General features: G+C 54.9%; 17 protein-coding genes. 16 read left to right on the top strand and 1 reads right to left on the bottom strand.

Going from position 1 to position 21,086, the window contains the following annotated elements:
• Positions 1–298: hypothetical protein (locus tag TH19_RS22945; protein ID WP_220151749.1), on the bottom strand; the 298-nt coding region annotated here is incomplete at its 3' end.
• A 140-nt stretch (positions 299–438) separates the two neighbouring features.
• Between TH19_RS22945 and TH19_RS15715 the strand changes: the two genes are divergently transcribed.
• The 16 genes from TH19_RS15715 to TH19_RS15635 all read left to right on the top strand — a co-directional run bounded on the left by TH19_RS15715 (position 439) and on the right by TH19_RS15635 (position 21,080).
• Positions 439–1,794 (top strand): flagellin N-terminal helical domain-containing protein, encoded by a 1,356-nt coding sequence (locus TH19_RS15715; RefSeq protein ID WP_114103296.1) that lies wholly within the window; start codon positions 439–441, stop codon positions 1,792–1,794.
• Positions 1,795–1,890: 96 nt separating this feature from the next.
• Positions 1,891–2,244 (top strand): flagellar protein FlaG, encoded by a 354-nt coding sequence (locus tag TH19_RS15710; RefSeq protein WP_114103295.1) that lies wholly within the window; start codon positions 1,891–1,893, stop codon positions 2,242–2,244.
• A 100-nt stretch (positions 2,245–2,344) separates the two neighbouring features.
• On the top strand, positions 2,345–4,114 hold the full coding sequence (gene fliD / locus TH19_RS15705; protein ID WP_114103294.1) for a flagellar filament capping protein FliD: 1,770 nt from the start codon (positions 2,345–2,347) through the stop codon (positions 4,112–4,114).
• Positions 4,115–4,171: 57 nt separating this feature from the next.
• The gene (gene fliS / locus TH19_RS15700; RefSeq protein WP_114103293.1) at positions 4,172–4,681 is read left to right on the top strand and encodes a flagellar export chaperone FliS; all 510 of its coding nucleotides are present in this window, start codon (positions 4,172–4,174) and stop codon (positions 4,679–4,681) included.
• A 258-nt stretch (positions 4,682–4,939) separates the two neighbouring features.
• Complete coding sequence (locus tag TH19_RS15690; protein ID WP_114103291.1) at positions 4,940–6,520, top strand: flagellar hook-length control protein FliK; 1,581 nt, start codon at positions 4,940–4,942, stop codon at positions 6,518–6,520.
• A gap of 20 nt (positions 6,521–6,540) precedes the next feature.
• Positions 6,541–7,317, top strand: a complete 777-nt coding sequence (locus TH19_RS15685) for a flagellar hook assembly protein FlgD (RefSeq protein ID WP_114103290.1) — start codon at positions 6,541–6,543, stop codon at positions 7,315–7,317.
• 49 nt (positions 7,318–7,366) lie between these two features.
• Positions 7,367–9,112: a flagellar hook protein FlgE gene (locus TH19_RS15680; RefSeq protein WP_114103289.1), complete on the top strand. Its 1,746-nt coding sequence runs from the start codon at positions 7,367–7,369 to the stop codon at positions 9,110–9,112.
• Between the two features lie 355 nt (positions 9,113–9,467).
• Positions 9,468–11,069 (top strand): flagellar basal-body MS-ring/collar protein FliF, encoded by a 1,602-nt coding sequence (gene fliF, locus TH19_RS15675; RefSeq protein ID WP_258547985.1) that lies wholly within the window; start codon positions 9,468–9,470, stop codon positions 11,067–11,069.
• 77 nt (positions 11,070–11,146) lie between these two features.
• Positions 11,147–12,628 carry a FliH/SctL family protein gene (locus tag TH19_RS15670; RefSeq protein WP_114103287.1) on the top strand — a complete coding sequence of 494 codons (1,482 nt, stop codon included), beginning with the start codon at positions 11,147–11,149 and terminating at the stop codon, positions 12,626–12,628.
• Positions 12,621–12,983 (top strand): flagellar motor switch protein FliN, encoded by a 363-nt coding sequence (fliN, locus tag TH19_RS15665; protein WP_114103286.1) that lies wholly within the window; start codon positions 12,621–12,623, stop codon positions 12,981–12,983. The genes TH19_RS15670 and fliN overlap by 8 nt, the downstream gene beginning before the upstream one ends.
• 21 nt (positions 12,984–13,004) lie before the next feature.
• Positions 13,005–13,799 (top strand): motility protein A, encoded by a 795-nt coding sequence (locus TH19_RS15660; RefSeq protein WP_114103285.1) that lies wholly within the window; start codon positions 13,005–13,007, stop codon positions 13,797–13,799.
• Positions 13,800–13,888: 89 nt separating this feature from the next.
• Positions 13,889–15,457 carry a sigma-54-dependent transcriptional regulator gene (locus TH19_RS15655; RefSeq protein WP_114103284.1) on the top strand — a complete coding sequence of 523 codons (1,569 nt, stop codon included), beginning with the start codon at positions 13,889–13,891 and terminating at the stop codon, positions 15,455–15,457.
• Between the two features lie 92 nt (positions 15,458–15,549).
• Entirely contained in the window at positions 15,550–17,712 is a 2,163-nt protein-coding gene (flhA, locus tag TH19_RS15650; RefSeq protein WP_114103283.1) for a flagellar biosynthesis protein FlhA, read from the top strand.
• Positions 17,713–17,730: 18 nt separating this feature from the next.
• On the top strand, positions 17,731–18,711 hold the full coding sequence (locus TH19_RS15645; RefSeq protein ID WP_114103282.1) for a flagellar biosynthesis protein FlhF: 981 nt from the start codon (positions 17,731–17,733) through the stop codon (positions 18,709–18,711).
• Positions 18,708–19,496, top strand: coding sequence for a MinD/ParA family protein (locus TH19_RS15640; protein WP_114103281.1), 789 nt, complete (start codon positions 18,708–18,710; stop codon positions 19,494–19,496). The genes TH19_RS15645 and TH19_RS15640 overlap by 4 nt, the downstream gene beginning before the upstream one ends.
• Before the next feature lie 6 nt (positions 19,497–19,502).
• Positions 19,503–21,080: a hypothetical protein gene (locus TH19_RS15635; protein WP_114103280.1), complete on the top strand. Its 1,578-nt coding sequence runs from the start codon at positions 19,503–19,505 to the stop codon at positions 21,078–21,080.
• Positions 21,081–21,086 lie beyond the last annotated feature (6 nt).

The raw sequence follows: 21,086 nt of genomic DNA, 5'->3' as shown, positions 1-21,086 counted from the left end.
CGTCTGCTCCAGTAATTCTGGTAAGATCAAATCGTTCAAAAAGGCGACCTTCGGGTCGCCTTTTTTTGCTTCCGGTCACACGTTCTTGACGTGATTTACTCCCAAAAATCGCCCAACATTCCGAAAGACCGACGTGATGTCGCGCAGAAAGCATTGCGCAGATGCACAGACACAAAGTGATCACGAGTCGATCAATGGGCCCGTTTCGCTCAGACGACCCGCACTCATGTAAAAATATTGCTCTCATTAACCTTTTGTTTTCAAACACCGATTCTTGAGATTTTTTTTCTCTGGACATGGAAATATCCTAAAAGTATATTTCATCTTACCTGTGATATCGTTTTCGTTGCCATGTAGGACGACGAAAGCAATTTCGGCAATGTGCCGGATTATGAACAGCAAGATGTTGTTCCGAGCAATCCAAGTAGGAGATGCGTCATGGCTCTGAATATTATTTCTAACTATGCTGCGAACGTAGCACACCGTAACCTGTCGGCTTCCGATACGATGGCGACCCGTTCGCTTTCGAAATTGTCGTCCGGTACGCGTGTGGTTTCTGCGCGCGATGACGCGGCTTCTATGGCAATCGGTGCCCGCCTTAACGCGACAACCGAATCCCTGAAAACAGCTTCTGTAAACGTTGGTCAAGCCAACTCGATGCTCCAAATCGCTGATGGCGGTATGGCAACCATCGACAGCATCCTTGTCCGCATGAAAACCCTGTCGGTTCAGTCTTCTTCAGGCAACCTGTCGGATACCGAACGCGGCTTCCTGAACGACGAATTTGTTCAGTTGCGTGACGAGATTGACCGTATTGCGTCCTCGACCAACTTTAACGGCATCCAGTTGCTCGGTGATGGTGGTGATGTTGCCCTGAACTTTGGCGATCTTGCGACTGGTCAGCAGGGTCAGGCACTTGTTCCAGTCAATGGTTTTGACAATTTTTCCATTACCGACAACAACTATTGGGCAACAGATGCCGACGCACCTGCCGCCCCGGATTTGACCGACAACAGTTTTGAAGTCAACATTAACTATGGCGCCGGCAACCAGGTTATCATGACCGTTACCAGCACCATCGACAGTGTACCTGACCGCACCCAATCGATTGATATCACTGATTTTGCAACCGGTGGCACGACAGCGATTGCAGCAGGCGAGAACGCGACGCTGAACTTCGACGAACTTGGCCTCAGCTTCTCGGTCAACACCAACTTCTCTGCATCGGTTGCTGCAATCCGCGCAGACAACACCGGCGCATCCGACTTTGGCACCGACACTACGTTTGGCACAAGCGGCATCAACTCTGCGACCGGCAACATTATCTCGATGGCTGACGACAATGGCCAAAGCCTGCAGACCTCGATCGAGTTCCAGGTTGGCGGTGGCAATACCGCAAATGACCGTCTGGCCATTACCCTGAATGCCGTCGATTCTGATACTCTGGGCGCAGGTGCACTTGGCTCGCAGACCTCGCTTCTTGATCTTGGCAGCAACGCCATCAGCACGATGGCAAATGCCCAATCGGCTGTTGAAGTTGTGACCCGCGCGATTGACGACCTGCAGCGTGCGCGCGCCTCTGTCGGTACATCCCAGAACCGCTTGGACTTTGCAGGACAAAACCTTGCAACCACGCAAGAAAACACTGAATCGGCACGCTCTACCTTGCTTGACCTTGATGTTGCTGCCGAAATGACGGCATTCACGTCAAAACAGATTTTGGTCCAGTCAGGTGTTGCAATGCTTGCCCAAGCGAACCAGATGCCGCAGAATTTGCTGCGTCTGCTGCAATAGGCAAGCTGTTTGACTTGGGCAGATCCATGTTGGGTTGCCTCTGTAATTCAACATGCCATCCTGTGACAACAGGATGACTGCTTGGGAGTTTGGAAAATGGAAGTTGTAAACAGTTATAGTTCATCAGGGCCATCAAGCAGTTATTCTGCCCCCGCCCCGAAGATAGACACAACGGCAGCCAGTACCGCCGCCGCAGTCAAGACTGCGGATAAACCGTCTGCGGTCCAGCAGAAACTTCAGGATGCGCTGGCAAGTCTTGATTTGCCCGAAGTGGCAAACGGATCTGCACGCGTTGAGCTGAATTTCAACCAGGATACAGGTCGCGTTGTTGCGAAGGTAACAGACCGCCTCAGCGGAGATATTCTGCGTGAAATTCCGTCCAAGGAATTGCAGCAGCTTTTCTCCCAGATGCGCGAATATCTTGGCAGCTTCGTCGACGAAGAAATTTAAGGGACTGTCGGGCGTTCAGGCACGGTTTTTGCTTATATGTTCGGACACCATCGTCCGGTTCTAGGCAAAATCGACCGGGCACGCCCAAGGAGCTAAACCAATGAGCAGCTTGAATTTAAATAACATCTATGTAGGCGATAACGGCCGCGTGCAGCTTTCTGGCGGCTCGTCCAACATCGACTTCGTCGACACCGTCGACAAGATGATTGCTGCTCGTCGTATTCCTGCAGACAATCTCGAAAAACGTATCGAAGCAAACGATACCAAGATCGCAGCCCTCAAAGAGCTGCAGACGCTTGTCGGAACCCTTAAGGATTCGATGGCGAACCTTTATGGCGCGACAAGTTTCGACAATTCAAAGAACATCTTTGAAGCCAAACAGATTTTTGCCTCCTCGACGGGCAGCGACGCCGCAACCCTGATGGGTGTGACGGCAAGCAACGCCGCCGCGACTGGCAGCTACACGTTTGAAATTATTGACGTCGCCAGCAAGCACAAGCTGTCAAGTGCGACCCAGGCAGTCGCGGCAAGCGCAGACGTCACCGGGATCACTGGTACGGGCAGCTTTACGATTACCGGTGGTTCAGGCAGCTCGTCTATCACTGTTTCGGCTGGCGATACCCTTCAGGACATTCGAGACAAGATCAACAACGTCAAGGAATCCACCGGGGTTCAGGCGTCTGTGATCAAGGTATCCGATACCGAAAGTACGCTTATCTTCACCTCGACCGAAGAAGGTGTGGACAACCAGATGTCGTTTAGCGACGACACCGGATCTGTCCTGCAAAGTCTTGGCGTTTTGACCGATGCAACGACGATTGATCCAACCAAAGTCATTGATCCGGGTAATGATGCCAGCATCAAGCTTGACGGCATCACGGTCACCCGTGGCTCGAACGAATTTTCCGACCTCATCGATGGCTTGACCATCAGTCTTTATGATGCGGAACCGGGCACCGAAATTACCATCGAGATCGAACAGGATCTTAATCAGGCCAAAACAGCGATTATTGACTTCGTTGATGCCTACAATGCGGTTCAGACTTTCATCAACGAAAAGACCTTTGTTGATCCGGTCACGGGCGAAGCGTCTGAAGATGCCGTTCTTCTGGGCAACACCTCGGTCAAGGGTATCGAAGCTGCCCTGCAGCAGATCGCAGGCTCTTTTGCCAATGGCGTAAGTGATCGGGCAGGCAAGGATGACTATACGGTTCTTGCCGAAATTGGTCTGGACTTTGTGGCCTATGGCTCCAACGAAGATCCCCTGGTCAGCAAGACCATCGAAATTGATGAAACAGCATTGAACGAAGCTTTGCTGAATAATCCTACCGAAGTGATGGAACTGTTCCTGTTCCGTGGCAAGTCGGACAATTCCGACGTCACGATGACAGGCTTTAGCAGCAGCACCAATGCCGCGACCTATGAGTTTAACATCGATGCATCCGGTGGCACGATCAACAGTGTTACCTATGACATCACGGTTGATGGCATTACCACGACTGGCAAAAATGCAGTTGTTTCCGGCAACAGTATTCGTACGGCGGATGGCTTGCGCCTGTTTTACGGCGGCGATGCCACGGCGGCCGATACCGCAACAGTTACAACTTCTATTGGTATTGGCGCGCAGTTCTATTTTGAACTCGACTCAATTCTGGACGACGAAAACGGTACATTGACTCAGGCGATCTCGGATCTCGAGACGCAAAACACATCGTATGATGAAAAAGTTGAACGGATCGATGACCGTCTGTCGCGGCAGCGAGAAGTCCTGATGGATCAGTTCATTGCGATGGAATCTGCCCTCGCCCGTATGAAGAATATTCAGAGCTCTCTGGATGAATTAATGGCAGCTGGTAAAGATAGTGGTTAACTTTTCCATGCCATACATGCACACTAGATAGACGCGTCGCATACCAAGGAGTGTCGCATGAATGAACACGCCGCCCAAACGTACAAGCACCAACAGGTAAATACAGCATCACCCGCCAAGATGGTGTTCATGCTGTTTGAAAAGACCTTGTCCCGCTTGCAAGAGGCAAAGAACGCGATTGAACGCAACGATATTCAGGCCCGCTGCAATGCCAATTGCAGTGCGCAGGAATTGATTGCCCATCTGTCAAATACGCTGGACATGGAACAGGGTGGCGAGATCGCCGCCAATCTTGAACGTATCTATGCGCATTGCATGATCCGCCTGATGGATGTTGATCGCAAAAATGACCCTGCTGCTGCTGATGAAGTTGCCAGGGTTCTGAAACCTCTTCGTGATTCTTGGGCTGAACTTGCTGAACGTAGCGAAGGCGAATTGCGTCAGGCAATCATGATTGCCCAACAGGATCGCCCTGCGCCGAAAACATCCGAAAGCTCCGAAGCATCTGCTTCCTCCTCGGAAGAGGCACCAGCCCCGGCGAAGTCCGGGCTGTCTATTTCGGCATAACGCCAGTTTTTCTGCGCAAGTCAGTCATCTGATTTCCCCAAAAGGTCCCTGTCGTTTGTCAGGGACCTTTTCTTATGGATATGACCGCACGGCACAGGAACATTTTTGCCCGGTATTTCCATCCCCGCCCAACCGATCAATATTTCACGTGCGATTTGCCGGACGCTAACGCCCTGAAATCCTGTACAAATCGTTAACAGGTAAAACTGGCCCGCTGATTGCAAATGTTCTGACACTGTTTCCATAAGGACCAAGGTCATGAACAGCTCTGCGATTACAAATAAAGTTATGCCAACTGTCTCGGTTCCGAGCTCAAACACCAGCGAAAGTGCGGGTTCGGGCTTTGGCGACATCATGGCATCAATCACAGACAACTGGTCTGAGCGCAACAGCCAGATCAAGTATGACGCGGCAAAATCTGCCCAGAGCACTTTGAATGAAAGCCGTGCTGACCGGGCGGCCGATCGCAATGTCAAAACCAATGACAACAGCGATCATGCGCGCGCCGATGATCGCAATGATGATCGTTCACTGCGCGACAATCGCGATGACCGCGACGACCATACCAAAGTTGACGATCCGAAATCGGATGACCGTCGTGACGTTGCTGAAAACGGTCGTGACACTGATGATATGCAGCACACCGAAAGCGATACGCCGTCGGAAAATGGTTCTAATCCGCGCGAGGAAGCTGCGTCTTCTTCTGATGATGACGGTAAACCGGCTGTTGCCCAATCCGAGGGCACTGAGGAAAAGACATTGGCCGAACAGGGCCTTGTTGACCCTAATCAGCCGGTAGCAGCCGTTGTTGTTCCGGGCGCAACACAGCCGACAGACCAGGCCAAAATCATTGCAACAGCCACCCAGTCGACACAGGGTAGCGCAATCAATGCTCCGCAGAACAACGGTATGCAAAATGGCCAACAGACCGCCGCAGCCGATGACCTGATGAGCTCGACCGCACTGTCACAGCCGGTCGCCGCGTCTTCGGCCAAAATGGCCATGAATGGTGTCGATGGCACTGCAACCGATGATACATCGTCGGACAAGTTCCTGGCCCGGATCGTTGAGTCCATGACCGGCGATGGCAAAACCAGAACAGATGCAACCGGTGCAACGGCTACGACCAGCAACACCGCATCTGCAACGAATACACAGCAGACCACGGCGACCAACCCGGCACAAAATGCCCAACAGGCTATGGCAGCCGCAGCAGCAGGTGTTCCGGTTCAACAAAACAGCGTCGCAAACGGCGGACAGACAACAGCCCAGAACACCAGCGCAGTTGGCGCAACCGGAAGCACCGATGCCTCGGTTCAGGCCGGAAATGGTCAGCTGAACTCAACCAGCAACCTGCATCAGACCACTGCCGGCCAGACCGCGCAAACAGCGCGTCAGGCACCCGGCCAGCAAGTTCAGCAGCAGGTTGCCGTTTCGATCAAAAACGCCGCCAGTGAAGGCGTTGATAAAATTTCAGTCCAGCTGCGCCCGGAACATCTGGGGCGCGTGGATGTAAAATTGGAGATCGGCCATGATGGCCGTATCCAGGGTGTCATTCAGGCAGATACACGTGAAACTCTCGACATGTTGCGTCAGGATTCCCGTGCATTGCAGCAGGCCCTTCGGGATGCCGGCCTGAATGCAGACAGTCAGAGCTTCACCTTTGAACACAGAGATCAAGGTGGCCGGGGTCAGGAAGGCCAGAGCCAATCTCGGATGACCGCCAATCAGGGCACCAGCCCAAGTGATGGCGATATCCTGAGCGGAGCCGAACTCGCCGAACATGTTGGCATTGGCTATGGGATCAATCCCAACGGCCTTGTCGACATTCGGATTTAGAAAGGTAAAGGGACAATCCCATGGCCATTTCATCCCTGACCAACATTGGTCTGTCACAAAATGACACCAATGCCGCGTCCAGCAGCTCCGCCAGTCAGCTTGCCCAGAACTTTGACACGTTCCTGACGCTTCTGACCACGCAGCTTAAGAACCAGGACCCGACCTCGCCGATGGAAAGTGACAAATTCACGGACCAGCTGAGCCAGTTCGCCCAGGTTGAGCAGGGTATTCAGAGCAATAAAAACCTTGAAAACCTGATCGCGATGCAAAGTCAGCAACGTCAGCTTTCTGCCCTGTCTTATGTCGGCGCAGAAATCGAAGCGGTTGGCGATACCAACTGGCTCGAAGACGGTGGCGAGCTCAAATACAAATACAACGTTTCGCCGGAAGTTCCGCGCTTGCAACTGCAGATCCAGGATCAAAGCGGCAAAACGGTTTACTCGGAAGAACTCACCGACGTTTCCGGCCTCCAGACCTTTACCTGGGACGGCAAGAACAACAGTGGCGTTGAACAGGCCGAAGGCGCCTACACGCTTGTTGTCAAGCCGCTGGCCGCAAATGGTGACACCTTTACTGACGAAGACGGTGATCCGGCATCTGTTGCTGTCGGCATCATCGGAACCGTCGACAGTGTCGATATTGATGATGACGACATCTATCTGCGTATTGGCGATGTTGCAGTTCCGTTCTCGACCCTTACCAACGTTAAGTTGGGCGCGAATGGAACCGAAGACACAGCCGATAGCGGCGATGGCGGCAATGATAACGGAAGTGACGAACAGGACGAAGCAGCCTGAGGGCTTTCTTCCGATTTGATCAACACCCTGTAAGTGCAGGAGAAGAAAAATGAGCCTTTTTGGTGCAATGATTTCCGGTGTTTCCGGCCTGAACGCGCAGTCGCAGAACCTGGGCGTCATTTCGGACAACATCTCCAACCTCAATACCGTCGGGTATAAGGGAACTGTCGGTCGTTTCTCGACCCTGGTAACCGAAACCGCGTCCAACACCCGCTATACTCCGGGCGGCGTGCTGTTTCACCCGACCGCTCTGATCAGCAAGCAAGGCTTGTTGCAGGCAACTTCGTCAAACACGGCTGCCGCAATTTCCGGTGACGGCTTCTTTATCGTTCGCGATACGTCAAACCCGGGTACCAACGACGAATTGTTCTTTACCCGTGCCGGTGACTTCAAACCCGATAACGATGGTTACCTGCGCAACACCGCCGGTTACTACGTTCAGGGTTGGGCAACCGACCGTGAAGGTACGCTTCTGGATGCGGACGGGAACGTCACCTCGTCGAACAGCTCGGCTGTTACCGACCTTCAGGTTCTTGATATCAACTCGATCCTGACGGCTGCGGCATCGACAACGAATATCGAGTTTGGCGCCAACCTGAACGCCGATGAAACAGCCGTTACAGGCGGGACCTCGACCTCGACGACACTTGGTATCGATTACGACACCACCGATCTGACCACTCTTGCCGGTATTAACAACGGCGACCAGTTCACGATCACCCATGATGGCACCACCACGACCATCACCATCAATACCGGCGATACACTTGAAGATCTGGCTGCTGCCATCAGTGCCGTCACCGGCATCACGGCAACGACCACCACAACTGGTACAAACGACACCCTGACCCTGACCGGTGCCTTTGCTGACCAGGGCGTGACGATCGCCAACCTAACCGGCACGCCGTTCAGTGCAACCGGTATCAACTTTGCCGGCGTCCCTGGTACGCTTGCCCCGACATATACCGCTGGTGACCTTGCTACCGGTACCGTTGACGAAGACAACACCATGCCTGTCACGATTTATGACTCACTTGGTTCTTCCCATACGGTCAACCTTCAAGTGGTCAAACTCGGTCAGAACCGCTGGGCGTTTGAATTGACCGGTCAGACGACTGCAGGCCACCTCGACGCCGCGGACCACCCGAACGGCCTGATCCAGGCGGGTACTTTGACCTTTGATGGCGCGGGCAACTTGCAGACCTTTAACGGTGTCGCAGCGACCATCGGCGGGGTGACCGTCGGTACCACCGGTGCCCTTTCGAATGCCGATATCTCGGCTGAGTGGACCAATGGTTCCGAAGACAGCACGATCACCCTTGATTTCGGTACTCTTGGTCTGAGTAACGGTATCACGCAGTTTGCGGCGGGTGCAGATGCCAACGGTAACCTTGTCAACTACACCACCCACTTCATCAACCAGAACGGTGCCCAGGCCGGGACCATGGTGAACTATGCCCTGACCGAGGAGGGCTTCCTTCAGGTCGAGTTTGCCAACGGCGTCAAACGTCCGGTTTACAAACTGGCAATTGCAACGTTCGAAGCAGCTGATGAACTGGAAAACCACACCGGCAACGTTTATCGCCAGACACGTGAGTCGGGTGATTACCTGTTGCGTGAACCGGGTCTGAACGGTGCGGGTAACGTTGTCGCATCGGCACTCGAAGGGTCGAACGTCGATCTCGGTGAAGAATTCACCAACATGATCGTCACCCAGCGTGCCTATTCTGCGAACACCAAGACGATTACCACCACCGACGAAATGCTCGACGAGCTGATCCGGATCAAACGGTAATTGATTTCTGTGACAGGGCGTTAACGCGCCCTGTCACGTTCTGCATATACAGGGACTCGCCCGGCATTTTTGCCGGGCTTCTTTTTGGCACAATCACGCACTACATTAAATGCAGGCCATTTCGGTTAACAAAGATACAAATGATTCAAATCACTGGCGAATTTGAATCAGCTAACTGGGCAAAAATTGCCGGTTGTTAACCTGTTCTTCAGCATGGAGAACTATTCGTTGTTGATGCTGGTCGATTTCTGTATGGGCCGACCTGCATCGGGGACAGTGGTTAAATTCGGTTTCGGAGCAGTCGAACGTGGGCGGCTTGTTGCAAACACTCAAAAGTCTTGGACCTACACGCCTGATGGCTATCAGCGGCGTGGGCGTGTTGCTGCTTGTCTTCTTTGCCTTCCTGATCATGCGTGTATCCGCCCCGAATATGGAACTGCTGTATCGCGATCTGTCGCCTGCAGATGCCAGCCAGATCGTAAACCGCCTTGAAGATCAGCAGGTCCAGTATCAGCTTCTCAATGGCGGCACCGAAATTCTTGTTCCGTCCGATCAGGTCAACCGCATGCGTCTGAGCATGGCCGAAAGCGGCCTGCCCGCAGGTGGGTCTGTCGGTTACGAGCTTTTTGACAATTCCGACGGTTTTGGTGCCACCAGTTTCGAGCAGAACATCAACCATGTTCGCGCCCTCGAAGGCGAACTGGCGCGCACGATTGCATCCATCCAGTCCATTCAGCAGGCCCGTGTCCACCTTGTTTTGCCGAAACGTCAGATGTTCTCGCGCGAAACACAGGAAGCCAGTGCTTCTATTGCGGTTAAAATGGCGGGTGGCGAACTTAAACCGGAACAGGTTGTTGCCATCCAGCACCTTGTGTCCGCCGCTGTCCCGCAACTTCAGCCCAGCAAGGTTTCGATCATTGATGAACGCGGCCGGCTGCTTGCACGTGGTGACGGCGAACAACAGTCTTCGACCTTCCTGACCCAGACCGCCGATGAAATGCGCATCCGCACCGAAAGCCGCCTGCGCAACACCATCGAAGACCTTCTGTCCCGGTCACTCGGCTATGGTGAAGTCCGCGCCGAAGTCGCGGTTGAAATGAACTTCAACAAGATCACAACTGCTGATGAACGCTTCAACCCTGACGAACGGGTTGTGCGTTCCAGTCAGACGATCGACGAAAGCTCGACCAATTCCGAGACCGAGGGCACTGATCCTGTAACCCTGCAAAATAACCTGCCTGACCCCAATCTGGGTGGCGCAAACGGTGCCGGGGCCCAAAGTCAGGAAACCCGATCAGAAGAAACGGTAAACTACGAGATTTCCAAAACGACCACCACGCAGATCAAGGAAATCGGCGAGATTTCCCGTGTTACTGTTGCGGTTCTGGTCGACGGCACCTATACCACGGATGAAAATGGTGAACGTCAATATCAGGAACGTTCCCCCGAAGATCTCGAAAAGATAGCGGCCCTTGTTCGCAGCGCGATTGGCTATGATCCCCAGCGCAGCGACCAGGTCGAAGTCATCAATATGCAGTTTGCCGACGCTGGCGATCTGTTCCCCGATGAAGAGATCGAAACATTCCTTGGTCTTGATAAGGCAGAAATCTTCCGCATCGCCGAGATGCTGGTTCTTGCCATCGTCGCCATCCTGGTCATCCTGCTGGTTGTTCGCCCGCTCCTGACCCGTGCGTTCGAAACTCTGCCAAGTGCCGCTGACATGGCCCAGCGCCAGCTTCTGGCGGATGATATGACTGCCGATGGTACACCGGCGCTGGAAGGCCCGGCCCCTGTACCGATGGCACCGGGTATGGATGACGGCGAGGAACTGATCAATCTGTCGCAGGTTGAAGGTCGCGTTAAGGCTTCTTCGGTCAAGAAAATCGGCGAAATCGTGGAAAAGCATCCGGAAGAAGCTCTTTCGATCATTCGCAACTGGCTGTATCAGGAAAACTGATTTTCCGATCAGCCGTCGGCTCACTGGCAGCCTTCTGGCTGCCTTCCTTTTGTCGCTTGAGGCGGTTCAGCAGTTAGATGGCCATTGAAAAGTTCACATTTGCTCTAAGCTTCGACGATGCAGACAATGTTATCCGGTCTGCAGGCGACAGCGATGATCATTACGAGCTTGGCAAAAAGAAAAAGAAGAAGCAGGACGATACGCCGCCACCGCCACCCGCCATCTACACTGAAGAACAGGCAACCCAGATGGTTGCCGAGGCAGAACAAAAAGCCCACGCACAAGGCCACGCCGAAGGTCATGCCCAAGGTCTTGAACAAGGCTTTCAGGAAGTTATGGCCTCAGTCGAAAAGGCAATCGGCGACGTTGAATCCGTGATCGCCGAAAAGCTCGGTCAGATCGACGAACAGCAGAAGCGCGCCAATGCCAAAATCAACGAGGACGCCATTCACGTTGCCCTTGGTGTGATCCGTAAACTCGCCCCTGCCTGGTCAAAGCAATATCAACTGGTCGAGATCGAAGACATCATCCGTCAATGCCTGGCCAATCTGTTTGATGCCCCGAAGGTCATGATCAAGGTTAATCCCGAGCTTGAAAAACAGCTGGGGGATGTCGCGCAGCGCATCGCCGATTCACGCGGTTTCTCGGGCAAGGTTGTCGTGGTTGGCGAACCCGATGTTGCGGTTGGTGATTGCATGGTGTCGTGGGGTGATGGCACCGCGGTGCGTGACAGCGCGCGCGTCTGGGCCGAAATCAACGGCATCGTTGATAATGCCCTTGCCCTGCATGCCAGTGAACATGACTTGCCCAAAAGCGATATGGGTGATCCCAAAATACAGGCCACCCCTGCCCCCGCACAGCCCCCGGCAAAGCCGATTGGCGCGGCGGCCCCACAAGCGCCGGCCCAAACGGCACCTCAAACACCACCGTCCGCCCCGCAAAATGGTACGTCTGTCGCGCCACAGCAGCGACCGGCACAGCAGCCTGCGCCCCAAAATACCGGGCACCCGCAGCAAGTACCTGCGCAACCAGTCCAACCGGCTGCAACACCATCTGCCAACACGGGTCAGGGAAATGTAGCGCCACCTTTGCAAGCTCCGCGACCGCAGGCAGCAAACCCGGCAGGCGTACAATCCAAAGAAGGCAATGGCACCAACGCGCAGAATGTGCAAACATCGACAAATAATGCGATGCCAAGGCCCGACAACTCACTGGAAAATCGGGTAGATCAGGCGCAGGCACCCGCACCAGGACCACAATCGGCAACAGGACCAGCAAGCGAGGCAAAACCGGGCCAAGTCCAGAACCCGACCGGAACACAAGGGGGCGCACAGGCACCATCGCAAGCAGGTGCGACGCAGCGACCGACCGGCCAGGGGTCATCAGGGCAAACACCCGGCGCAGTACAGCAACCACAAGCCGCACCAGCGGCACCACAGGGGCAACAAAATCCGCAAGGGTCACATACCGCCACTGCATCGCCCGCAAATCCCGCAGACGCCGAAAAAATGGCTGCTGTAAAGCAACCGACCAAAGACGCAGGAGACGAAAATGGCTGAAGATGACGATCTTGAACTCTCGGAACTCGACGGTGATCACATCGAGCTAGAGGGCGAAGGCACCGAACTTCTTGCTGCTGCCGAAGCCGGTGGCGAGCAAATGAAGACCTCCAAAGACCTTGAGGCCGTCTACGATATTCCCGTTCAGGTTTCCGCAGTCCTTGGCAAAGCAACCATGCAGGTCAGCCAGTTGCTGAAACTTGGTCGTGGTGCTGTCGTAGAGCTTGACCGTAAAGTTGGTGAAGCTATTGATATCTATGTGAACAACCGTCTGGTCGCACGTGGCGAAGTGGTGGTTGTCGAAGACCGTCTTGGCGTGACCATGACGGAAATCATCAAATCAGAGAAAAGCTAACGCAAGAGAGGATATGCGACTATGGCCGAAGGGGGGACTAAAACGTCGTTTGACATTGCGACAGTCGGGGGACTGATCATTGGCTTTGCGCTGGTGGTTGCCGCAATTTTCCTGGGTGGTTCGCCCGGTGCGTTTATCGATATCCCTTCTGTTCTGATTGTTATCGGCGGTACGGCAGCAATCACTGCGGTCAGTTTTGCCCTTGGCGAGTTCCTTGGCTCTGGCAAAATCCTGATGCGCACGATTTTCCATAAGTCGCGTAACCCGGCAGATGCCGCATTGCAAATCCTGCAACTTGCCGAAATCGCCCGTAAAGGCGGTGTGCTGTCCCTTCAGGGGCATCTCGACAGTTTGCAAAGCGAAGAATATCTGTGGAAAGGCCTGTCTCTGGTTGTTGACGGCACCCCTGCCGAAGAAGTCGAGGCGATCATGCGCAAAGACATGAACGCCACCATCGGCCGCCACCAGAAAGGGGCGAACATCATGCGCAAAGCCGGTGACGTTGCCCCGGCAATGGGCCTGATCGGGACGCTGATCGGTCTGGTGCAGATGCTTGGTAACCTTGATGATCCTTCGTCGATTGGTCCGTCCATGGCCGTTGCGCTTTTGACCACCTTCTATGGTGCGGTTCTGGCCAACATGGTGTTCATGCCGCTTGCGGGTAAACTTGAACGCAACTCGGGCGACGAAGAACTTCTGAACTCGGTCTATATGGTTGGTGCGGTTTCCATCGGTCGTCAGGAAAACCCGCGTCGTCTGGAAATGCTGATCAACTCGATCCTGCCGCCGGCAAAACGCGTCAGCTATTTCGATTGATCCCATACGTGAATATCCCGGCCCCGGGTGCCTGCCAGTCTGGTCTGGCAATCGGGGCCACTTCGAAATGATCGGAAAGAGATGAGACTATGCAGGTACTGATCGTTGGTGGACTGGGCGGACAAATAGGCGCAGCCAGCAAGATCGCTATGGCGCGCGGCGCTTCGGTCCAGTTGGCCGAAAGCGTAACCACTGCGCTTAACATCCTGCGTGCCGGCAATCGTATTGATCTGGTCATGGCTGACATCGCCCTTGATGTCGCAGCCCTGATTGATGCCATGGTCAAAGAACGCATCCTCGTGCCGGTCGTGGCTTGTGGCATTGGCAATGACGTCAATGGTGCGGTCAATGCAATCAAGGCTGGTGCCCAGGAATTCATCCCCCTTCCCCCCGAAGCCGATCTGATTGCCGCTATTTTCGAAGCCGTTACTGAAGAAAGCCACGCCCTGATCCATCGCGATACCCGCATGGCAGAAACCCTGCGCCTTGCCGCACAGGTCGCCAACAGTTCCGCATCGATCCTGATCACGGGCGAAAGCGGCACGGGCAAGGAAATCATTTCGCGCTATGTCCACCGCAAATCGAACCGTTCTGACAAACCGTTTGTCGCGGTGAACTGTGCCGCCATCCCCGATAACCTTCTGGAATCCGAACTGTTCGGTCATGAAAAAGGTGCCTTTACCGGTGCACAAGCCCGCCGGATCGGCAAGTTTGAAGAAGCCAATGGCGGAACCCTTTTGCTTGATGAAATCAGCGAAATGGATGTGCGCCTTCAGGCCAAGCTTCTGCGCGCCATTCAGGAAAAGGAAATTGACCGTCTGGGCGGCAAAACCCCGGTCAAGGTGGATGTCCGAATTTTGGCGACCTCGAACCGCAATCTTGAGGCCGAAGTCAATGCCGGCAATTTCCGCGAAGATTTGTATTTCCGCCTGAATGTCGTCAATCTTGATATTCCGTCATTGCGCGAACGTCCGGACGATATCCCGGTGCTGGCCGAGTTCTTCGTCAAAAAATACTCCGACGCCAATGATGTTCCGATCCGCCCGATCAGTCCGCTAGCCATCCAGCGCCTGTTGTCGCATCACTGGCGCGGCAATGTGCGTGAACTTGAAAACACCATGCATCGTGCCGTTCTGATTGCCGGTCCGGGCGAAATCGGCCCCGAAGCCATCATGCTTTCAGGTACAGGCAGCAGCGAACCGGCCCGCGCACCGGCAAGCCCGGCACCGCATTCACCTGCGCCTGCGCCCTCTGCGCCGGTTTCATCCGCTTCGGCACGGGCAAGTTCGGCCTATGCCAATGCAAATGCGGCCTATGGCGCGGCATCATCGGCCTATCAGTCCAGCGCACCTGCGCCAACGCCACCTGCGCCGCAGGCACCGGTTGAACAGAACTATGCCGAAGCCGACAGCGGGAATACCGATCAGCACGGCACAGGAACCGGTGGCAATGACGGATCAATCACCGCCGCCCTTGTCGGACGGACCGTTGCCGACGTCGAGCGCGATCTGATCATCGACACGCTGAAACATTGCTTTGGCAACCGTACCCATGCGGCCAACATTCTGGGGATTTCGATCCGGACATTGCGCAACAAATTGCGCCAATATACCGACGAAGGTCTGGCCGTACCGGCACCGGGTGACGGCCAGGACTGAACATGACATCCTGTCGCATGCGCCCCATATCATAGGGAACCGACAAAAGCGCAAACGACACAAAGCAAACAACAGGATAACAAGCAAACACCATGGCCGAAGGTCAGAATATCACACCGACTGGATCTGGCGGCTCTGACGGCCAGGGTGGCGGTGCGTCCGGCGGGCTGAACTTCGGCGCATTGCAGTCGCGTGTTGCTTCGGCCATGAAGCGCGGCGACATCGCCATGGCGCTTGGCTTTATCATGATCCTTGTGGTCATGATGTTCCCGATGCCGTCATGGTTGCTTGATTTCATGCTGGCATTGTCGATCAGCTTTTCTGTGCTGATCCTGATGACGTCGCTGTTTATCCAAAAGCCATTGGAATTCAACTCGTTCCCGACGATCCTTCTGGTCGCGACATCCCTGCGTCTGGCGCTGAACATTGCGACAACGCGATTGATTCTGGGGCACGGTCATGAAGGAACACATGCCGCCGGTGCCGTTATTCAGGCCTTTGGCAGCTTCCTGATTTCCGGCAACTTCGTAATCGGGATCATCGTTTTTGCCATCCTTGTCATCATCAACTTTGTCGTTATCACCAAGGGTTCGGGCCGTATCGCCGAGGTCGCAGCACGCTTTACCCTTGATGCGATGCCCGGTAAGCAGATGGCGATTGACGCCGACCTGTCATCGGGCCTGATCAACGAGGAACAGGCAAAAGCCCGCCGTAAGGAACTTGAAGACGAAAGTTCGTTCTTCGGGTCCATGGATGGTGCATCCAAATTCGTTCGTGGTGATGCGGTTGCCGGTATCCTGATTACCTTCATCAACGTGGTTGGCGGGATCATCATCGGCACGGCCCAGATGGGCTTGTCACTTGGTCAGGCAACTGAAACCTATACCATCCTGACCGTTGGTGACGGTCTGGTGTCCCAGATTCCGGCCCTGATCGTATCAACGGCTGCGGGCCTTCTGGTGACCAAGGGTGGTCTTGATGGCGCGACCGAAAAGGCCGTTTTCGGCCAGGTCAGTAATTATCCAGCCGCCCTTGGCGTTGCCGCCGCCCTGATGGCAGGCATGTCGCTTCTGCCCGGCATCCCGATGATCTGGTTCCTTGGTCTGGCGATTGGCCTTGGCTATCTGGCCTATTACATGGGCAAACGCCAAAAGGCCGCCGTCGTCGAAGAACAGCGCAAGGAAAGCCAGGCCGCAGCCGACGCCTCTGCACCGCCCCCGGAAGAACCCATCGCCAATGCACTGCGCATGGATTATGTCCGGCTTGAACTTGGCTATGGCCTGTTGTCGCTGATCAGCACTGAACGCGGCCAGAAACTGACCGATCAGATCAAGGCCCTTCGCCGTCAGCTTGCCGGTGATATGGGCTTTGTCATGCCCTCAGTCCGTATTCAGGACAATATGCAGCTTCCGGCCAATACCTATGTGTTGCGCGTCAAGGAGATCGAGGCAGGCCGTGGTGATCTGCGCCCCAACATGTTGCTGGTCATGGATCCGCGCGGCGAGGAAATCACCCTGTCGGGCGAAAAAACCATGGAGCCGACCTTTAACCTTCCCGCCATGTGGATTGAACAGGGCATGAAGGAAGAAGCGATGTTCCGCGGGTATACCGTGGTTGATCCGCAAACCGTGATCACGACCCACATTACCGAAGTGATCAAGGATCACATGCCCGAATTGCTGTCTTATGCAGAAACGCAAAAGCTGCTTGATGAACTTGATGACGATCAGAAGAAACTGGTCGAAGACATCGTTCCGGGTCAGGTATCGGTTGGCGGTGTTCAGCGCGTCCTTCAGAACCTGTTGACCGAGCGCGTATCGATCCGCGATCTGCCGACCATTCTCGAAGGTGTTGCAGAATCCACTGCCTTTACGCGCAATCCAACCTTCATGACCGAACATGTGCGTTCACGCCTTGCCCGTCAGTTGTCGGATGTGAATACCAATCAGGATGGCGTCATTCCGCTGGTGACCATGTCACCCCAATGGGAACAGATCTTTGCCGAAAGCCTTGTGGGTTCTGGCGAGGAAAAACAGCTGTCGATCCCGCCAAGCCAGCTTCAGGAATTCATCAACAAGGTGCGTACCACCTTTGAGCGCCTTGGCATGATGGGTGAATCACCGGTTCTTTTGACCAGTCCGGGTATCCGTCCCTATGTGCGTTCAATCGTTGAACGGTTCCGCCCAAGTACGGTAGTGATGTCGCAGAACGAAATTCACCCCAAGGCACAACTTAAAACCCTGGGGCAAATCTGATGATGGAGGAGGAGATAAATGCGTCTTAAGACCTTTACCGCCCCCACCATGACCGAGGCCATGGCGCTCGTTAAAGAGCATATGGGATCCGATGCCATCATCGTGTCCACACAGGACATCCCGGGCAGCGGCGTTCGCCTGACTGCGGCCCTTGATCGCGACCCGGATTTCGAAGAAGACCTGTCCCCGGCCCCGGCCCTGCAAGAACAGCTTGATACCGCCGAAGAAGCCTTAACGCGGCACAATTTGCCGGAACGGTTGCGTATCCGCCTGTGTGATATCATGGCACGCGAAACAGCGGCGGCTTCTGCCCAGCAATTGCTGGCCGGTGCACTTGATGAAATTTTCGATTTCTCGCCGCTTCCGGAAAAGAATACGCCCCGTGCGCTGGCCTTTGTTGGTCCACCGGGTTCTGGCAAAACCCTTGCTGTTGCCAAGACGGCGGCGCGTGCGGTGATGAAGAAACGCAAAGTTGCTGTTCTTTCAACCGATTACAAACGTGCAGGCGGGATTGCGCAGCTCGAAGCGTTCACCCGTATTCTCAAGGTCGATCTGCTTCAGGCGAAATCACCGGACGAACTGAAATCCAGATTTGCCGATATTCGCGATGCCGATGTGATCCTGATTGATACCGCAAGCTGCAATCCGTATCTGGAAACCGAGATTGGCACGCTTTGTGAATTCATGAAAGCTATCCCGAGTGAACCGATCCTGGTGAACCCGGCGGGAATTGATGCTGATGAATCTGCTGATATCGCCAATGCCTTTGCCGATGGTGGTGCAACACGCGTGATGATTTCGCGTCTTGATGTTGCTGCCCGCCTTGGCGGTGCGCTATACGGTGCAGATTCAGGAAATCTTTCCCTTTGCAATGTCAGTATGACTGCCCAGGTTGCGGACGGGCTCACTGCCCTAAGTCCCCTTGCCCTGGCAAAACTTCTGATACCGTCCAATCGCGCCAAAACCGCGAAACCGAGCTTCTCCGAGGTCGTGAAATGACTACCAAGTCTGATGCCGCATCCAAAACTGCCCCGCGTACCAGAGGCCGCAATGTTCTTGCTGTCGCATCTGGTAAAGGCGGCGTGGGCAAGACCTGGTTTTCCATTACCCTGACCCATGCGATGGTACTCGAAGGGCACAAGGCGCTGCTGTTTGATGGCGATCTTGGTCTTGCAAACATCGATATCCAGCTTGGCCTGATGCCCAAGCATGATCTGGGCGGCGTGATTTCCGGCCGTATCAGCCTGAAAGACGCCATTACCCATTTCCCGGATGGTGATTTTGATATCATTGCTGGTCGCAGTGGTTCGGGAAGCCTTGCCAACCTTCCGGCAAGCCGTTTGCAGGCGCTTTCAGATGAACTTCTGCAAACCGGGAAATCCTATGACAAGGTCCTGATCGACCTTGGTGCGGGCGTGGATCAGGGCGTGCGTCAGATGACCGGCCTTGCCAATACCGTGATTGTCATCACCAATGGCGATCCGACGTCGCTGACCGATGCCTATGCCTTTATCAAGATCACCCATATGGCGCGTCCCAAAACCGACATCCGGGTTGTGATCAATATGGCAAAGGACAAAAAGGAAGGTCAGGCGATCTATAACAAGCTTCTGAAAGCGTGCGAGGGCTTCCTCAAAATTTCGCCGCCGCTGCTTGGTGTGATCCGGGCCGATGCGCGTGTATCTGAATGCATCCGCAACCAGACCCCGCTTTTGACCCGCCATCCGAATTGCGATGCCGCCCAGGATATCGAGGCCATCGCCCAAATCCTTTTGACGGAGTAATCTGTCATGACCCTTCCGCCACAGGCCATATCATCGGGCACCCCGGTCGGTAGTCAGGCCTCGGCGGGCGGCACTGCCGGACAACAGGGCTCTGTTCCCGCACAGGTCACAGCAACTGTTACCTCCTCGACATCCGCACAGGTTGCCGCCGCACTGGCGAAGTTGCCGGTCGAAACACTGTTGCAGGCGTCCGTACAATCCCAGTCCGGCAATCAACTGACCCTTGCCACCGCCCTTGGGCAGGTAACCGTCAAGGTTCCCACACCACTGCCCGGTAATCTGGGCGATTTGCTTTGGGCACGGCTCCCCACATCAAATGCCGGTTCTGGCAATGCAGCGGATGGTTTGCGGTTGCAACTCCTTCCCCAAACATTGATGCCCGGCTCTTCGGGGGCTTCTGGCAACCTTGCCGCCGGGAATATCGGTACGACTACACTTACACCGGGTCAGACATTTAACGCGGTGACGACCACCATCCTTAATATGCCAAATGGCACCCAGTTACCGGCAGGAAGCCAGACACAGGTGATCTTTCTGGGCCAAGGCACGGTTACGGGTCAACAGGCGGCGAATGTTCTGAACGCCACCACCGCCGGGGCGACTGGCGGGGTGCTGGCCGGGACTGGCGCGCCACTACCCGGTGGCCAGGCTGCCTTGCCGGGAACGACCCTGCTGCTGACGGGCACGGTCTTGCCAACAGATAGCGCCGAAGCGCGCATGTTACCGCAGGGCTTTACCGCACTTCGCACTTCTGCGGGCGTTGTCGGTATCAAATTGCCGGTTCCGGCCCCAACAGGTGCCACCTTATCCTTTAGCGTCGATGCCACGGGCAGCGGGCGTGTTGCGACATCCATGCCCATGACCGAGGCAGATTTGATCCTGCGCGGCCAGAATGCCGCCCTGACCCATGATTGGGACAGTTTGCAAAAGGCGGTTCACGCATTGCAACAGCACGACCCCGGTGCGGCCATGACGCTTTTGAACAACCTGCCCCAACCCGGTCCGAAGATGACCACCACCATGATGTTCTTCTTTGCGGCCATGACCGGTACCAAAGGCGGCTTACGGGGCTTGATCGGGGATCGTGCCGCCAACAGCCTGTCATCCCTTTCCGAAGCAGATGGTGGCGGGCTGAAACGACTTGAAGGTGACTTTGGCCAGTTGCGCGCCATGGCTGCTGACGAACGCCCGGATGGCTGGCGCGTGATGGCGATGCCGTTCAATATGGGTGGCAAGATTGAACAGGTGCAATTGGGCTGGCGTCACGGGGACCGGGACGAAGATGCCGAGAAAAAGGACGATCAGGGCACGCGTTTCTTGCTTGATCTGTCCTTTAGCGAAGTGGGCCATACCCAACTGGACGGACTGGTCAAAGGCGAAGACAGCAAGTTTGATCTGATCATTCGCACGGAAAATCCACTTCAATCACATAACCGCGACGACATTCGTGGCATCTTCCGCGAGGCATTGCAAATTTCCGGCTATAGCGGCCATATCCTGTTTCAGGATGGTTCGCGCTTTGTCCATATCGCGCCATCTGCCGACAGCGGCGGACCAAATTCCCATCATGGCATCGAAGCGTAATCCCGC

It is taken from the genome of Thalassospira profundimaris (assembly GCF_003326675.1).
Classification (GTDB): domain Bacteria; phylum Pseudomonadota; class Alphaproteobacteria; order Rhodospirillales; family Thalassospiraceae; genus Thalassospira; species Thalassospira aquimaris.
Note: the sequence above shows the minus strand (reverse complement) of the source record. Positions and strands in the feature narration are given on the sequence as shown.

What these genes read in the sequence shown, in the direction of transcription:
- TH19_RS15715 (WP_114103296.1), top strand. Translation starts at nt 439, where the DNA reads ATGGCTCTGAATATTATTTCTAACTATGCTGCGAACGTAGCACACCGT.
- TH19_RS15710 (WP_114103295.1), top strand. Translation starts at nt 1,891, where the DNA reads ATGGAAGTTGTAAACAGTTATAGTTCATCAGGGCCATCAAGCAGTTAT.
- fliD (WP_114103294.1), top strand. Translation starts at nt 2,345, where the DNA reads ATGAGCAGCTTGAATTTAAATAACATCTATGTAGGCGATAACGGCCGC.
- fliS (WP_114103293.1), top strand. Translation starts at nt 4,172, where the DNA reads ATGAATGAACACGCCGCCCAAACGTACAAGCACCAACAGGTAAATACA.
- TH19_RS15690 (WP_114103291.1), top strand. Translation starts at nt 4,940, where the DNA reads ATGAACAGCTCTGCGATTACAAATAAAGTTATGCCAACTGTCTCGGTT.
- TH19_RS15685 (WP_114103290.1), top strand. Translation starts at nt 6,541, where the DNA reads ATGGCCATTTCATCCCTGACCAACATTGGTCTGTCACAAAATGACACC.
- TH19_RS15680 (WP_114103289.1), top strand. Translation starts at nt 7,367, where the DNA reads ATGAGCCTTTTTGGTGCAATGATTTCCGGTGTTTCCGGCCTGAACGCG.
- fliF (WP_258547985.1), top strand. Translation starts at nt 9,468, where the DNA reads ATGGCTATCAGCGGCGTGGGCGTGTTGCTGCTTGTCTTCTTTGCCTTC.
- TH19_RS15670 (WP_114103287.1), top strand. Translation starts at nt 11,147, where the DNA reads ATGGCCATTGAAAAGTTCACATTTGCTCTAAGCTTCGACGATGCAGAC.
- fliN (WP_114103286.1), top strand. Translation starts at nt 12,621, where the DNA reads ATGGCTGAAGATGACGATCTTGAACTCTCGGAACTCGACGGTGATCAC.
- TH19_RS15660 (WP_114103285.1), top strand. Translation starts at nt 13,005, where the DNA reads ATGGCCGAAGGGGGGACTAAAACGTCGTTTGACATTGCGACAGTCGGG.
- TH19_RS15655 (WP_114103284.1), top strand. Translation starts at nt 13,889, where the DNA reads ATGCAGGTACTGATCGTTGGTGGACTGGGCGGACAAATAGGCGCAGCC.
- flhA (WP_114103283.1), top strand. Translation starts at nt 15,550, where the DNA reads ATGGCCGAAGGTCAGAATATCACACCGACTGGATCTGGCGGCTCTGAC.
- TH19_RS15645 (WP_114103282.1), top strand. Translation starts at nt 17,731, where the DNA reads ATGCGTCTTAAGACCTTTACCGCCCCCACCATGACCGAGGCCATGGCG.
- TH19_RS15640 (WP_114103281.1), top strand. Translation starts at nt 18,708, where the DNA reads ATGACTACCAAGTCTGATGCCGCATCCAAAACTGCCCCGCGTACCAGA.
- TH19_RS15635 (WP_114103280.1), top strand. Translation starts at nt 19,503, where the DNA reads ATGACCCTTCCGCCACAGGCCATATCATCGGGCACCCCGGTCGGTAGT.